This window comes from Pseudoxanthomonas sangjuensis (assembly GCF_010211755.1).
In the GTDB taxonomy this organism is placed as follows: domain Bacteria; phylum Pseudomonadota; class Gammaproteobacteria; order Xanthomonadales; family Xanthomonadaceae; genus Pseudoxanthomonas_A; species Pseudoxanthomonas_A sangjuensis.
Window position 1 is genome coordinate 1 of the sequence record NZ_PDWR01000006.1, and the last position, 14,581, is coordinate 14,581.

The following is a 14,581-nucleotide window of genomic DNA, read 5'->3' on the forward strand; positions in this document are numbered from 1 at the left end:
GTCCCGTCCCCCCGCCGCAATCCCGTGGCCGCGTTCTTCGTCGGCCTGTGGGACGTGATGAACTTCACCCGCCGGCTGATCCTCAACCTGCTGTTCTTCGGGCTGCTGTTCCTGTTCGTGGTGGTCTTCCTGTTCGCGGTCGGCAGCGGCGGGGTCAAGCCGCTGCAGGAACGCACCACGCTGGTGCTGGCGCCGGAAGGCAGCCTGGTCGAGCAGTACAGCACCGACCCGGCCACGCGCGCGCTGGCCCGCGCGCTGGGCGACAAGCGCGCCGAGGAAGTGCAGCTGCGCGACCTGCTGCGCGCGCTGAAGGCGGCGAAGGACGACAGGCGCATCGAGCGCGTGCTGCTCGACGTCGACGACCTGCAGCCCTCCGGCTTCGCCTCGCTGCGCGAGCTTGCCCGGGCGCTGGCCGAGCTGCGCGCCGCCGGCAAGCAGATCGTCGCCTTCAGCCAGGGCGCGGGCCAGGCGCAGTACCTGCTGGCCGCGCAGGCCGACGAGGTCTACCTCGACCCGATGGGCGGGCTGCTGCTGGAAGGCCTCGGCCGCTACCGCCAGTACTACCGCCAGGGCCTGCAGGAAAAGCTCGGCGTCGACGTGCACCTGTTCCGCGTCGGCGAATACAAGTCCGCGGCCGAGCCGTACATCCTCGATGCCGCATCGAAGGAAGCCAAGGAAGCCGACCTGTACTGGATGGGCGACATCTGGCAGCGCTACCTCGACGACATCGCCAAGGCGCGCAAGCTCGAGCCCGGACAGATCGCCGCCGGCATCGACACGCTGCCCGACGGCGTGGCCGCCGCGGGCGGCGACCTCGCCAAGTTCGCGCTGCAGCAGAAGCTGGTCGACGGGCTGAAGACGCGCGAGGAAGTCGAGGCGTTGCTGGCCGAACGCGGCGTCGCCGACGAGGATTCCGAATACGGCTTCCGCAGCGTCGACCTGGCCGGCTACCTGCTGCAGCTGGACGCGCACCCGCAGCTGGGCAAGCGCAAGCAGGTGGCGGTCGTGGTCGCCGCCGGCGAGATCAGCGGCGGCGAGCAGCCGGCCGGCAAGGTCGGCGGCGAATCGACGTCGGAACTGCTGCGCGAGGCGCGCGACGACGACAACGTGAAGGCGGTGGTGCTGCGCGTGGATTCGCCCGGCGGCGAAGTGTTCGCCTCCGAGCAGATCCGCCGCGAAGTGGTGGCGCTGAAGCAGGCCGGCAAGCCGGTGGTGGTGTCGATGGGCGACCTGGCCGCGTCCGGCGGCTACTGGATCAGCATGAACGCCGACCGCATCTACGCCGATGCGTCGACGATCAGCGGCTCGATCGGCATCTTCGGCCTGGTGCCGAACATCACCCGCGGCCTGGACAAGATCGGCGTGCACACCGACGGCGTCGGCACAACGCGCTTCGCCGGCGCGTTCGACGTCAGCAGGCCGCTGGACCCGGACGTGGGCCGGGTGATCCAGTCGGTGATCGACAAGGGCTACGCCGACTTTACCGGCAAGGTGGCGAGCGCGCGCGGGAAGAGCGTCGAGGAAATCGACGCGGTCGGCCGCGGCCGCGTGTGGAGCGGCGCGCAGGCGAAGGAGCGCGGCCTGGTCGACGAGCTCGGCGGCCTCGACGCGGCGATCGCCGACGCCGCCGCGCGCGCCAAGCTCGGCACGCCGGACGACTACCGGGTGCGCTACATCGAGCACCGGGTCACGCCGCTGGAGCAGTTCGTCGGCGGCTTCGCCGGTAGCCGCGTCGGCGCGGCGTGGCTGAAGGATTCGGACTTCGCGCGCGCGCTGCTGGCGAAGGCGATGCCGGAAACCGAGGCGCAGCTGCGCTTCGTCGAGAACGCGCTGCAGGACCGCGACGGCACGCCGGTGAAGGCATTGGCGTATTGCTTCTGCGGGCTGTAGGATCGTCGCGACGAACCAGGGAAGGGAACCCGCCATGCTCAAACCGGTTTTTGCATTGCTGCTGGCCTTCGGCCTTTCCGTGCCCGCGTTCGCCGCGGACGATGCGCCCAGCGATGCTTCGTTGCGGCAGCTGCTGGAAGTCACCGAGTCGCGCAAGCTGTTCGATTCGAACATGCAGCAAATCGACGCGATGATGGAATCCGCGATACAGAAGGAACTCGCGGGACGGCAGCTCGATGCCGCCAGGCAGCGTGCCGTCGACGAGTTCCGCAGCAAAGCCGTTGCCCTGATCCAGCAGGACATGAGCTGGGAAACGTTCGAGCCGTCGGTGCTGGATATCTACCGGAAATCCTTCACCCAGGAGGAAATCGACGGGATGCTGGCGTTCTACCGCAGCGAAGCTGGGCAAGCCGTGATCCGGAAGCTGCCGCTGGTCATGCAAGGCAGCATGCAGATGGTGCAGGAGCGGCTGGCCGTCGTCCTGCCCAAGCTGCAGGCCCTGCAGCGGGATCTCGTCGCCAGCATGCAGGAACAGCCGGCGAAGTGACCGGATGAACGCGGCGCGGTAGCTATTCCGTCGCCGCGTCGATCTGCTTGCGCTGCGCTTCCGCGGCTTGCTTCACCGTGTCCTCGACCGCCTTCGCCTTGTCGATCGGTTCGCGGATCGCGTCGCGCATTTCGGTGTGCTGTTCGGCCTTCGGCACCGGCGGCTGGTCGGTCGGTGGCGGTGCCGGGCGGCACGCGGCCACGGCGAGCGGGATGGCGAATGCGACGACGGGAAGCGCGAAGCGGAGCGGCGGGTTCATGGGCGACCTCGCGATGGCCTGACGATGGCTTGGCGCTATGCTACGCCGAACGGAGGAGGCGTAGCATGGCCATGAATCGCTGGCGGCTGGACGGACAGATCGCGCTGGTCACCGGCGCCAGCGCCGGCATCGGCCTGGCGATCGCGCGCGAACTGCTCGGCCTCGGCGCCGACGCGCTGCTGGTGGCGCGCGACGCCGACCTGCTGGCCGAGGTGCGCGACGACCTGTCCGACGAATTCCCCGACCGCCTGGTCGCCGGCCTGGCCGCCGACGTGTCCGACGACGAGGACCGCCGCGCGATCCTCGACTGGGTCGAGGACCACGCCGACGGCGGCCTCAACCTGCTGGTCAACAACGCCGGCGGCAACGTCACCCGCGCCACCGTCGACTACACCGAGGACGAGTGGCGCGGCATCTTTGAAACCAACCTGTTCTCGGCGTTCGAACTGTCGCGCTACGCGCACCCGCTGCTGTCGCGCCATGCCAGTTCGGCGATCGTCAACGTCGGCAGCGTGTCCGGCATCGCCGCGGTGCGCAGCGGCGCGCCGTACGGCATGAGCAAGGCCGCGCTGCACCAGCTGACCCGCAACCTCGCCGCGGAGTGGGCCGAGGACGGCATCCGCGTGAACTCGGTCGCGCCGTGGTACATCCGCACGCGGCGCACCTCGGGGCCGCTGTCCGACCCCGACTACTACGAGGAAGTGATCGACCGCACGCCGATGCGGCGCATCGGCGAACCGGAGGAAGTCGCCGCCGCGGTCGCCTTCCTGTGCCTGCCGGCGGCCAGCTACGTCACCGGTGAATGCATCGCGGTGGATGGCGGTTTCCTGCGCTACGGATTCTGACTGGGTTGGCGGCAGCGGGTCCTGCCCGCTACTGCAAGGCGCAGGTGCTCTCGTTGACGATGCGCTGCACGCGCTCGAACTCGGCCTTGTTCTTCTCCGCGTTCTCCGCCCGGCCGAAGCGCCACGCGACCTCGGTTTCGCCCAGGCGCTGCTTCCACGCGCCGCACAGCGCGCCATCGGGCACGCGCGCGCACTGGTCGCGCTTCATTTCGCAGGCTTCGCCGGCGCCGCGGTTCGGGTTGCCGTCGAGGCCGACGGTGCGCAACGGCACGCAGCGCGGCGCGGGTTCGGCGTCCTCGCTGATGTAGCGGCCGTTGTCGTAGGTGTGGCATTCGAACAGTACCGGCGGCGGCAGGCGATCGCCCGCGTCGGCCGGCGGCGGCGCGGCGGCTTGCGCCGGCAGGTCGGCCGAATCGAGGATGCGGTATTCGTCCGGGTTGGCCGCGTACGGGTCTGGCGTGGAGGCGAACGAACCGGGCGCCGCCGGGGCGGGCATCGGCATTGCCGGCGGCGGTGCGGCGGCCGGCGCCGCCGGCAGGCCCTGCATGATCTTCTTTTCCTGCTTCATGCCCTTCGGGCAGGGCATGTTCTGCACGGTCAGCGCGCCGTGGGCGTCGGTGCAGCGGTAGATCGCGACTTCGTCGGCGGAGGCGGTCGCGGTCGCCAGCAACAGGGCGGCCGCAAGGTGGATCGCTTGCTTCATCAATACGTCCCGCAATCGTTGGCCATGCGCGCCTCGATGCCGCGCTGCTCCAGGTCCAGTTCGCGTCGTTCGCTCTGCAGCGCGCTGTTGTAGCGGCGCAGTATCTCGTATTTGCGGTCGGAGAGTCGCGCGCAGACTTCCTCTGGCGGCAGCATGTGGCAGGTGTCGCGCACCCAGGTGCCGGCGCCGTATCCCGCGGGCGTCGGCACCACGGCGTGGCCGCTGCCGCCGCTGTGGTAACCGCCGCTGACATGGCCGTTCGCGATGCGGATGTGGCCGCGGCCCGGTTCGGTCACCGGCACCCGTGCCAGCGTCGGGTAGCCCAGCGTCCACAGCGGCACCCAGCGCGGATTGCCGGTGCCGTCGTCGCTGGTGTAGCGCGCGCCGGTCTCGGCGTTGGTGCATTCGTACATCGGCTGCGCCGGTGCGCGCACGATCACCACCTCGCGCACGGGCGCCGGCGCCGGCGGCGCGGCGACGGGCGGCTCGGCCGGCGCCGGCTGCGGCGGCGGATCCCGTGGCCGGGTCAGGTTGCGTACCTGCTGGGTTTCGCCGGGTGCGCACGGCGTGTCGCGCAGGGCCAGGCTGCCGTCCTTGCCGACGCAGCGGTAGACGGTCACGTCGCCCGCGTGCGCGGCGCCGGGCGCCCACGCGGCGGGCGCGAGCAGCGCGAGCAGGAGCGCGGGGCGGAACGACTTCGGCATGTGCGCATCTTGCGCGCGACCGGGGCGGCAGGGAAGCGACCCGCCGCCGGCCGTTCAGCTATCCGGCGCCTGCGGCACTTGGCGCGGGTGTACTCGATCATCATCGTCTTGGCTTCCTTGCCGTCGCGGGTTTCGTACATCTCCATGACGTGGTGGTCGGCGTCGACGATGCGGATCACGTTGCGCACCGTGGTCGTCGCATCGGGCTTCATCGGGTCGGCCATCTGGCCGCTGAAGGTGTAGGTCTTCGTCGCCGGGTCGTATTCGCCGTCGGCGGTGAACATGCCGGTGGACATGCTGTCGGTCCACAGCGTGGTGTACTTGCCCCTGACGTTGTCGTAGCCGGTCAGGCCGAAGCCCTCGAACGCCTGGCCCGCCCACGATCCGTTGAAGGTGGTGCGGATCTGGCGACCGCCGAAGATGGCTTCGCTGACGTCCTTGCCGGTGGATTCGGCCGGCGGCGCGGACGGGTCCATCCACACGGTCTGCTTCGAATCCCAGGTGCCGGCGAAGTGTTCGGCCAGCTGTTCGTGCTGCGGGCCGACGGCGGCGGCTTTCTGCCACGCCTCCATCATCGCCTGCATCGCGGCGTCGGGGGCGGACGCGGCTTCCTGGGCATGGAGTGAGGGAACGAAGAAGCAGGCGCACAGCAGCGCCGTGAGGCCGGGCTTGTTCATGGCATTGCTCCACGGGAAGGCGATCGGGATCGCCGGGAGCGCGATGCTAGACCCGCGACCGGTGCCGCGCATGCGGCATCGCGGCAGCCGCGTCAGGCCCGCAGGGCTTCGCCGGTCAGCGCGTCGCGGATCGGCGTGGCGCGCTGCAGGCCGCCGGTTTCGCCGGCGAGCACGCCGTCGATGCGTGACAGCAGCGTGGGGTCGAGCCCGTCGCGCCGCTGCGGCGCCGGCTGGCCGGCGAGGTTGGCGCTGGTCGAGACCAGCGCGCCGCCGAAGGCCTGGCACAACGCCACCACCGGCGGGTGCGCACTGACCCGCACGGCGATGCCGGCGTGGGCGCCGGTGATCCAGCGCGGCGCGGCGGCGCTGGCCGGCATCACCCAGGTGTGCGGGCCGGGCCAGTCGGCGCGCACTGCGTCGAGGCGGTCGGCCGGCAGGGCGTCGATGTCGACGAAGGGCCGAAGTTGCCCGAAATCGGCGGCGATCAGGATCAGTCCCTTGTCGGCCGGGCGCCGCTTGATCGCCAGCAGGCGCAGCACCGCGGCCTCGTCGCGCGGATCGCAACCCAAACCCCAGACGCCCTCGGTCGGATAGGCGACGACCGCGCCTTCGCGCAGGCGGTCGGCGGCTTCGTCGGTGGAAAGCGGGATCGGCATGCGGCGATTCTCGCACCGTCGCCGGATCAGCGTGGCGACGGGCGCCCCTCGCGGGCGAAACGCCAGAACGCGAACGCGGCCAGCAGCGCCAGCGCGAACCAGGTCAGTGCGTACGACAGGTGGCTGTTGCGGAACTTCACCACGGTCATGCCGCCGCGCGGCCATTGCGGGGCGCTGGCGTCGTAGTCGGCGTCGACGAAGTAGGGCGCGATGTTTCCCAGATGATTTGCGGCCGAGATGGCCTCAACGTCGCGCGAGAACCAGCGGCCGTTAGCCGGGTCGTTCTTGCGCAGGAAGCCGCCGCCGGGTTCGGTGACTCTCAGAAGGCCGGTGATTCGTCTGTATCCAGGGGCCGGATCGACCATCTTCTGCTCGAATTCCCGCTTGTAATCCGGGGGCACGAATCCCTTGTTGACCCAGACAATCCAGCCCTGCTCGGTTTTGTATGGCAGGAGCATCCAGTAACCGGGGCCCTGCTCGGTCACGGCCTGTGTGTAAGCGGGCATCCACGCATAAATTTCGCCATACAAGTAGACATGGCGATATTCGTTGCCCTTGGCGTCGAACGCAGCCCATGTCTCCGGGCCCGGGGCCTCCGTTGGCACGGCGTGGACGCGGCTCTCGACGCGCTCGATCAGGTCCAGCTTCCACGCCAGCCGCTTCACCTGCCACGCGCCCAGCGCGCAGAAGCCGGCGAAGGCCAGCGCCAGCGCGGCGAGGACGACGGCCCGCGCGAGGCGGCTGCGTGGCGGATTGGCGGGTTCTTCGACCATGCGTTTTCGCATCCCGGAAACGGAACGAGCGGGTTTCCCCGCTCGTCCCATGCTACTCGCGTATCGCGGGCCCGCGGCTCATGGCAGGTTGTGCGCGTCCTGCGGCGACATCGTCGGCATCATGTTGACGTTGAGGTGGTGCATGACCCACAGCGAACCGCTCAGGGTGATGACCACCAGCACCAGGGTGAAGATCAGTGCCAGCATGTTCCAGCCGCCTTCCGACTTCGCGTTGAGGTGCAGGAAATAGACCATGTGCACGACGATCTGCACCGCGGCGAAGGCGAGGATCGCGATCGCGGTGGCGGTGGAGCCGGGGATGACCTTGCCCATCACCAGCCAGAAGGGGATCGCGGTCAGCACCACCGACAGCAGGAAGCCGGTGACGTAGCCCTTCAGCGTGACCGGGGCATGGCCTTCGCCATGGCCGTGGCCGGCGTGGTCGTGGCCGCCGTCGATATGCGTGTCGTGGTGCTCGCTCACGGCAGGACTCCCATCAGGTAGACGAAGGTGAAGACGCCGATCCAGACCACGTCGAGGAAGTGCCAGAACATCGACAGGCAGAACAGGCGGCGCTGGTTGGCGGCGGTCAGGCCGAGCTTGCCGACCTGCAGCATCAGCGTGACCAGCCAGACCAGGCCGAAGGTCACGTGCAGGCCGTGGGTGCCGACCAGGGCGAAGAACGACGACAGGAAGCCGCTGCGCTGCGGGCCGGCGCCTTCGTGGATCAGGTGGGCGAATTCGTACAGCTCGATGCCGATGAAGGTCGCGCCGAACAGGCCGGTCACCGCCAGCCACGCCAGTACCGCGCCCTTCTTGCCCGACTGCATCGCGATCATCGCGAAGCCGTAGGTGATCGACGACAGCAGCAGCGCCGTGGTGTTGACCGCGACCAGCGGCAGGTCGAACAGCTCCATGCCGGTCGGGCCGCCGGCGTAGCTGCGGCCGAGCACGCCGTAGGTCGCGAACAGGCAGGCGAAGATCAGGCAGTCGCTCATCAGGTACAGCCAGAAGCCGAGCAGGGTGCCGTTTTCCGGGTGGTGCTCGCCGCGGGCGTCGTAGAAATGCGGGTCCGGGGCCGCCGGCGCGCCGCCGGCCAGGGTGGGGGTCGAAATGTCAGACATGGGTGGACAACGCCTGGGTGCGGGCATCCTCGGTGCGGGTCACTTCGTCCGCCGGGATGTGGTAGTCACGGTTGTAGTTGAAGGTGTGCGCGATCGCCGACACCAGCAGCGCGGCGAACGAGGCGACGGCGACGATCCACATGTGCCAGATCATCGCGAAGCCGAACACGGTGGCCAGGCCGGCCAGGACGACGCCGGCAGCGGTGTTCTTCGGCATGTGGATCGGCAGGAAGCCGCCGGTCGGACGCACGTGGCCGCGCTGCTTCATGTCCCACCACGCGTCGTTGTCGTGCGCGACCGGGGTGAAGGCGAAGTTGTAGCCGGGCGGCGGCGACGAGGTCGACCACTCCAGGGTGCGGCCGTTCCACGGGTCGCCGGACACGTCGCGCAGCCGTTCGCGGTTGCGGAAGCTGACCACCAGCTGCACCAGGAAGCTGGCGATGCCCAGCGCGATCAGCACCGCGCCGAACGCGGCCACGACGAAGTAGGGCTGCAGCGTGGCGTCGTCGAAGTGGCTCATGCGCCGGGTCACGCCCATCAGGCCGAGCACGTACAGCGGCATGAAGGCGAAGAAGAAGCCGATCTGCCAGAACCAGAACGAGCACTTGCCCCAGAACGGGTCCAGCTTGTAGCCGAACGCCTTCGGGAACCAGAAGTTGACGCCGGCGAGCAGGCCGAACAGCACGCCGCCGATGATCACGTTGTGGAAGTGCGCGATCAGGAACAGGCTGTTGTGCAGCACGAAGTCGGCCGCCGGTACCGCCAGCATCACGCCGGTCATGCCGCCGAGGACGAAGGTGACCATGAAGCCGACCGCCCACAGCATCGGCGGCTCGTAGCGGATGCGGCCGCGGTACATCGTGAACAGCCAGTTGAATACCTTCGCGCCGGTCGGGATCGAGATGATCATCGTCGCGATGCCGAAGAACGAGTTGACGCTGGCGCCCGAGCCCATGGTGAAGAAGTGGTGCAGCCACACCAGGTACGACAGGATGGTGATCACCACGGTCGCGTAGACCATCGAGGCGTAGCCGAACAGGCGCTTGCCGCTGAAGGTGGCGACGACCTCGGAGAAGATGCCGAACGCCGGCAGCACCAGGATGTACACCTCCGGATGGCCCCAGATCCAGATCAGGTTCACGTACATCATGGCGTTGCCGCCAAGCTCGTTGGTGAAGAAGTGGGTGCCGGCGTAGCGGTCCAGGGTCAGCAGCGCCAGCGCCGCGGTCAGCACCGGGAACGAGGCCACGATCAGCACGTTGCTGCACAGCGAGGTCCAGGTGAACACCGGCATGCGCATCAGGCTCATGCCCGGCGCGCGCATCTTCACGATCGTCGCGATCAGGTTGATGCCAGACAGCGTGGTGCCGACGCCGGCCACCTGCAGCGACCAGATGTAGTAGTCGACGCCGACGTCGGGGCTGTAGGCCAGGCCAGACAGCGGCGGGTAGGCCAGCCAGCCGGTCTTGGCGTATTCGCCGACGAACAGCGAGATCATGGTCAGCACCGCGCCGCCGACCGTCATCCAGAAGCTGAAGTTGTTGAGGAACGGGAACGCGACGTCGCGCGCGCCGATCTGCAGCGGCACCACGTAGTTCATGAAGCCGGTGATCAGCGGCATCGCCACGAAGAAGATCATGATCACGCCGTGCGCGGTGAACACCTGGTCGTAGTGGTGCGGCGGCAGGTAGCCCATGTTGTCGCCGAAGCTGATGGCCTGCTGCAGGCGCATCATCAGCGCGTCGGCGAAGCCGCGCAGCAGCATCACCAGGCCCAGCACGATGTACATGATGCCGATCTTCTTGTGGTCGATGCTGGTGAACCAGTCGCGCCACAGCGTGCCCCACAGCCTGTACTTGGTGATCAGCGCGAGCAGGGCGAGGCCGGCGACCGCGGTGCCGGCGAAGGTGGCAAGCAGGATCGGCTCGTGCAGCGGCAGCGAATCGAGTCCGAGCTTGCCGAGGATCGGGTGGAGGGTTTCGGTAGGTTGCATCACGACACCAAAATCTTTCTGGAAATCTGTCCGCGCGGGCGCGGCGATGGGTTCGGCATCCGCGCTCAGTGCGCGCGTTCTTCCGCCGCGGCGCGCTCCGCCCCGGCGTGCCCGTCGTGGCCTTGCATGTCCATGCCCTGCATCGGCATGCCGGCATGCGCCATCCCGCCGTGGCCGTCCTCGCGGCCGGCCATGTGGTCCTTCGCCATCACCGCGTCCATGCACGGCTGCGCCGGGTCGACGCAGCGGTTGAGGATGGCGTGGAACAGGTCGCCGTCGATGCTGCCGAAATACTGCACCGGCTGCGGCCGCACCGACTGTTCCTCGTACGGGTGCGCCGGGTTCTTCGGCGCCGCGTCCAGTCCGGCGAACGTGGCGCGGTCCAGCGCCGGGCCGCCGGCCTTGACCTTGGCGACCCACTGCTCGAAGCCGGCCTCGTCGACGCCGTGGAACTTGAAGCGCATGCCGGAGAAGTTGGCGCCGCTATAGTTGGCGCTGAAGCCCTCGTATTCGCCCGGCGCGTTCATCACCGCATGCAGCTTGGTCTGCATGCCGGGCATGGCGTAGATCATGCCGGCCAGCGCCGGGATGTAGAACGAGTGCATCACGGTGGTCGAGGTGATGCGGAACTCGATCGGCCGGTCGACCGGCGCGGCCAGCTCGTTGACCGCGGCGATGCCCTGTTCCGGGTACAGGAACAGCCACTGCTTGTTCAGTGCGGCCACTTCGACCACCAGCGGCTGGGTGCCGGCCGGGATCGGCTTGTCTTCGGCGATCCGGTCGAGCGGGCGGTACGGGTCCAGGGTATGGGTGGTGATCCAGGTGATCGCGCCCAGGGCGATGATGATCACCAGCGGCGCCGCCCAGATCACCAGTTCCAGCTGGGTGGAATGGTCCCAGTCCGGCTTGTAGGTGGCCTTGGCGTTCGAGGCGCGGTAGCGCCAGGCGAAGAACAGGGTCAGCGCGATCACCGGCACGATGATCAGCAGCATCAGCAGGGTGGAAACGACGATCAGGTCGCCCTGCTGCCTGGCGATGTCGCCGGGGGCGTTCAGCAGGATCGTGTTGCACCCGGTCAGCGGCAGTAGCGCGCTGGCCAGCAGCAGACGGCGGCACAAGGTCTGTACGGTGTTCATGGATGGGACGATGGAAGCAGGGGACGTGCCGCCGGTGGCGGCGTCGGGCCACGGAATTATAGCGCTCGGGACCCGCTTTTTGCTGCGCTGCGGTAGAATTCCGGCGCCAATCCACGGCCCGGCCGCGTCGCGATGGTCGAATTTGCGGGATGCGCGGGCTCTGGTATAGCGTTCCATCAACCGGTCCGGGACCGGATTCGCAGCGTCGTTGCGGCGTCCCGACCGTCCACCCGACGCGGAAATCCCGATGCAGACCACGCTCCACCCGAACCACGGCCCCCTCACTTCCGTCCACGGCGGCACCTCCGGCCACGAAGTCGCGCCGGGCGAAATCGCCGTCGGCGTGGTGATCGGGCGCGCGTCCGAATACTTCGACTTCTTCGTCTACGGCATCGCCTCGGTGCTGGTGTTCCCGCAGCTGTTCTTCCCGTTCGTCGACAAGCTGACCGGCACCCTGTACTCGTTCGCGGTGTTCGCGCTGGCGTTCGTCGCCCGCCCCATCGGCACCGTGCTGTTCATGGCCATCCAGCGCCGCTGGGGCCGCGGCACCAAGCTGACCGCGTCGCTGTTCCTGCTCGGCACCTGCACCGCCGGCATCGCCTTCCTGCCCGGCTACGCGTCGATCGGCGCCGCCGCGATCTGGCTGCTGGCGTTCTTCCGCTTCGGCCAGGGCATCGCGCTGGGCGGTTCGTGGGACGGCCTGCCGTCGCTGCTGGCGCTGAACGCGCCGAAGAAGAAGCGCGGCTGGTACGCGATGCTGGGCCAGCTGGGCGCGCCGGTCGGCTTCATCATCGCCGCATCGCTGTTCGCGCTGCTGGTCGGCAGCCTGTCGCAGGCCGACTTCTTCGGCTGGGGCTGGCGCTATCCGTTCTTCGCCGCGTTCGCGATCAACGTGGTGGCGCTGTTCGCGCGGTTGCGGCTGGTGGTCACCCGCGAATACGAGCAGGAACTGGACCGCGCCGACCTGGAGCCGACGCCGGTGCTGGAGCTGTTCCGCGCCAAGGGCCGCTACGTGGTGATCGGCGCGTTCACCGCGCTGGCCAGCTTTGCGCTGTTCCACATCGTCACGATCTTCCCGCTGTCGTGGATCACGGTCTACACCGACCAGCCGATCGGCGAGTTCCTGATGATCCAGGTGTTCGGCGCGTTCCTGGCCGCGGCCGGCATCGTGTTCTCGGGCCTGGTCGCCGACAAGCTGGGCCGCACCAAGACGCTGGGCGGACTGGCGGTGGCCATCGCGATGTACAGCGGCTTCGCGCCGCAGCTGCTCGGCGCGGGCCAGCGCGGGCAGGACGTGTTCATCCTGCTCGGCTTCATCCTGCTGGGCCTGTCGTACGGGCAGGCGGCCGGCGCGGTGACCGCGAACTTCGGCAACAAGTACCGCTACACCGGCGCGGCGCTGACCACCGACTTCGGCTGGCTGATCGGCGCGGCCTTCGCCCCGCTGGTGGCGTTGACCCTGGTGGCGAAGTTCGGCCTGCCGTACCTGGGCGCGTACCTGCTGTCGGGTGCGATCGGCACGCTGGCGGCGCTGGGCGTGAACCGGTATCTGCGAGAGAAAAAGGCGAGGGAGAAGGCGGCGAACGGCAGTACGTCGGCCTGAGGATCGATGGTCGCCATGAAAGGATCGGCAATTGCCTTTGCACTGTTCCTTCTGGCGACTACACCACGCGCTTCCGCGTCTGTGGACGAACGCGTAGCCCAGATTCCCGCAGACTTGGCTCTCGTGGAAATGGCGGGGCCATATCGCCTGCTCGCCTTCCAGGTGTGCTCTCCGGAACACTGCTGGAACGACTTCTTCTTGCAGGAGCTCGGCATGGACGAGGCCCCTGATGTCGTTTGCTCCGTTCCGATCACGGAGTTCAACGGCAGTTCGGACGTCGTTGTTCAGTCAGCGCGCAGGCCAAGCGACTCCGTATCGGAACTGGAGCTTTCCCTCGTGTCGTCTCATGGCATCTTCAAGCCTTACACGGTCGCCCTCAAGCTGGAACGAGGGTGCAAGTACCGGCTCTCTCCTGCCGTCCCGGAAGCTGCATGACCCGTAAGGCGGGTTAAAACCCGCCCTACCGCCGAAGCGCAGGGCGGGGCTTGACCCGCCATTCCGCCCGCGCGGACCATGCGCAGGTGTCCGACGCCGTCCGCAAAATCATCCACATCGACATGGACGCGTTCTACGCGTCGGTCGAGCAGCGCGACGATCCCTCGCTGCGCGGCAGGCCGGTGGTGGTCGCGTGGCGCGGCGCGCGTTCGGTGGTGTGCGCGGCGTCGTACGAGGCGCGCAAGTTCGGCGTCCGCTCGGCGATGCCGGCGGTGCGCGCCGAGCGGCTGTGTCCCGACGCGGTGTTCGTGCCGCCGGACTTCGTCCGTTACAAGGCCGTGTCGCGGCAGGTGCGCGAGATCTTCCTGCGCCACACCGACCTGGTCGAACCGCTGTCGCTGGACGAGGCCTACCTCGACGCCACCGCGCCGAAGATCGAATCGCCCAGCGCCACCGCCACCGCGCAGGCGATCCGCGCGCAGATCCGCGAAGAGACCCGGCTGACCGCGTCGGCCGGCGTCGCGCCGAACAAGTTCATCGCCAAGATCGCCTCGGACTGGAACAAGCCCGACGGCCTGTTCGTGGTCAAGCCGGCGCAGGTCGAGGCCTTCCTCACGCCATTGCCGGTCGGCAAGATCCCCGGCGTCGGCAAGGTGATGCAGGGCAAGCTGCAGGCACTGGGCATCGCCACCGTCGGCGACTTGCGCGCGCATCCGCTGGAGGAACTGCAGGCGCGCTTCGGCAGCTTCGGTGCCGCGCTGTATCGGCGCGCGCGCGGCATCGACGAGCGGCCGGTGCAGCCCGACCAGCCGGTGCAGCAGATTTCCGCCGAGGACACCTTCGAGCGCGATTTGCCGCTCGGCGAATTCGACGATGCGATCCGCCGCCTCGCCGAGAAGACCTGGCTTTCGACCAGGAAGACCGAGCGCGTCGGCCGCACTGTGGTGCTGAAGCTGAAGACCGCGCAGTTCCGCATCCTCACCCGCAGCCATACGCCAGAAACGCCGCCGGCATCGCTGCAGGAATTCACCGAGATCGCGCTGGCGTTGCGCGAGCGCGTCGACCTGCCGCCGTCGACGCGTTACCGGCTGGTCGGCGTGGGCCTCGGCAACTTCCGCGAGCGCGACGAAGTGGTGGAGCAGGCGGGGGTGTTCGGCGAATAACCCTTCCCCCGCATGCGGGGGAAGGTGCCCGGAGGGCGGATGGGGGCGCGAGCGCAGCGAGCACGCTTTTGCT

The 14,581-nt window shown here is 68.5% G+C and carries 16 protein-coding genes; 6 read left to right on the forward strand and 10 right to left on the reverse strand.

Annotated features, from left to right (window positions below; translation table 11 throughout):
• Together sppA and CSC71_RS04295 are read left to right on the forward strand one after the other, a co-directional pair.
• On the forward strand, window positions 1-1,890 hold a 1,890-nt coding region (gene sppA, locus CSC71_RS04290; RefSeq protein WP_246191968.1), incomplete at its 5' end, for a signal peptide peptidase SppA.
• 55 nt (window positions 1,891-1,945) lie between these two features.
• Window positions 1,946-2,437: a DUF2059 domain-containing protein gene (locus CSC71_RS04295; protein WP_162373121.1), complete on the forward strand. Its 492-nt coding sequence runs from the start codon at window positions 1,946-1,948 to the stop codon at window positions 2,435-2,437.
• Window positions 2,438-2,459: 22 nt separating this feature from the next.
• Here the strand turns inward: CSC71_RS04295 and CSC71_RS04300 are convergent, their stop codons facing one another.
• Window positions 2,460-2,696, reverse strand: coding sequence for a hypothetical protein (locus tag CSC71_RS04300; RefSeq protein WP_162373122.1), 237 nt, complete (start codon window positions 2,694-2,696; stop codon window positions 2,460-2,462).
• Between the two features lie 65 nt (window positions 2,697-2,761).
• Here CSC71_RS04300 and CSC71_RS04305 point away from each other — a divergent pair, with 65 nt between their 5' ends.
• A complete protein-coding gene (locus CSC71_RS04305; RefSeq protein ID WP_162373123.1) occupies window positions 2,762-3,541 on the forward strand; it encodes an SDR family oxidoreductase in 780 nt (259 codons plus the stop codon).
• A gap of 28 nt (window positions 3,542-3,569) precedes the next feature.
• On the opposite strand, the gene CSC71_RS04310 is transcribed toward CSC71_RS04305, so the two are convergent.
• From CSC71_RS04310 to cyoA, 9 genes are all read right to left on the reverse strand, one after another.
• Complete coding sequence (locus CSC71_RS04310; RefSeq protein ID WP_162373124.1) at window positions 3,570-4,244, reverse strand: DUF4124 domain-containing protein; 675 nt, start codon at window positions 4,242-4,244, stop codon at window positions 3,570-3,572.
• Window positions 4,244-4,948: a DUF4124 domain-containing protein gene (locus CSC71_RS04315; protein WP_162373125.1), complete on the reverse strand. Its 705-nt coding sequence runs from the start codon at window positions 4,946-4,948 to the stop codon at window positions 4,244-4,246. The genes CSC71_RS04310 and CSC71_RS04315 overlap by 1 nt, the downstream gene beginning before the upstream one ends.
• The gene (locus CSC71_RS04320; RefSeq protein WP_162373126.1) at window positions 4,861-5,625 is read right to left on the reverse strand and encodes a DUF1579 domain-containing protein; all 765 of its coding nucleotides are present in this window, start codon (window positions 5,623-5,625) and stop codon (window positions 4,861-4,863) included. The genes CSC71_RS04315 and CSC71_RS04320 overlap by 88 nt, the downstream gene beginning before the upstream one ends.
• A 92-nt stretch (window positions 5,626-5,717) precedes the next feature.
• Window positions 5,718-6,281: an L-threonylcarbamoyladenylate synthase type 1 TsaC gene (tsaC, locus tag CSC71_RS04325; protein ID WP_162373127.1), complete on the reverse strand. Its 564-nt coding sequence runs from the start codon at window positions 6,279-6,281 to the stop codon at window positions 5,718-5,720.
• A gap of 26 nt (window positions 6,282-6,307) precedes the next feature.
• Entirely contained in the window at window positions 6,308-7,054 is a 747-nt protein-coding gene (locus CSC71_RS04330) for an SURF1 family protein (RefSeq protein WP_211367852.1), read from the reverse strand.
• A gap of 78 nt (window positions 7,055-7,132) precedes the next feature.
• Window positions 7,133-7,537 carry a cytochrome o ubiquinol oxidase subunit IV gene (cyoD, locus tag CSC71_RS04335; RefSeq protein ID WP_162373128.1) on the reverse strand — a complete coding sequence of 135 codons (405 nt, stop codon included), beginning with the start codon at window positions 7,535-7,537 and terminating at the stop codon, window positions 7,133-7,135.
• Window positions 7,534-8,178, reverse strand: a complete 645-nt coding sequence (gene cyoC / locus CSC71_RS04340; RefSeq protein ID WP_162373129.1) for a cytochrome o ubiquinol oxidase subunit III — start codon at window positions 8,176-8,178, stop codon at window positions 7,534-7,536. Before cyoC ends, cyoD begins: the two co-directional genes overlap by 4 nt.
• Window positions 8,171-10,144, reverse strand: coding sequence for a cytochrome o ubiquinol oxidase subunit I (gene cyoB / locus CSC71_RS04345; RefSeq protein WP_211367865.1), 1,974 nt, complete (start codon window positions 10,142-10,144; stop codon window positions 8,171-8,173). Before cyoB ends, cyoC begins: the two co-directional genes overlap by 8 nt.
• A 92-nt stretch (window positions 10,145-10,236) precedes the next feature.
• Complete coding sequence (gene cyoA, locus CSC71_RS04350) at window positions 10,237-11,307, reverse strand: ubiquinol oxidase subunit II (protein WP_162373131.1); 1,071 nt, start codon at window positions 11,305-11,307, stop codon at window positions 10,237-10,239.
• Between the two features lie 247 nt (window positions 11,308-11,554).
• Here cyoA and CSC71_RS04355 point away from each other — a divergent pair, with 247 nt between their 5' ends.
• From CSC71_RS04355 to dinB, 3 genes are all read left to right on the forward strand, one after another.
• On the forward strand, window positions 11,555-12,910 hold the full coding sequence (locus CSC71_RS04355; RefSeq protein ID WP_162373132.1) for an MFS transporter: 1,356 nt from the start codon (window positions 11,555-11,557) through the stop codon (window positions 12,908-12,910).
• Window positions 12,911-12,916: 6 nt separating this feature from the next.
• Window positions 12,917-13,345, forward strand: coding sequence for a hypothetical protein (locus tag CSC71_RS04360; protein ID WP_162373133.1), 429 nt, complete (start codon window positions 12,917-12,919; stop codon window positions 13,343-13,345).
• Window positions 13,346-13,431: 86 nt separating this feature from the next.
• Window positions 13,432-14,508, forward strand: a complete 1,077-nt coding sequence (dinB, locus tag CSC71_RS04365) for a DNA polymerase IV (protein ID WP_281351929.1) — start codon at window positions 13,432-13,434, stop codon at window positions 14,506-14,508.
• The last annotated feature ends 73 nt before the right edge of the window (window positions 14,509-14,581 follow it).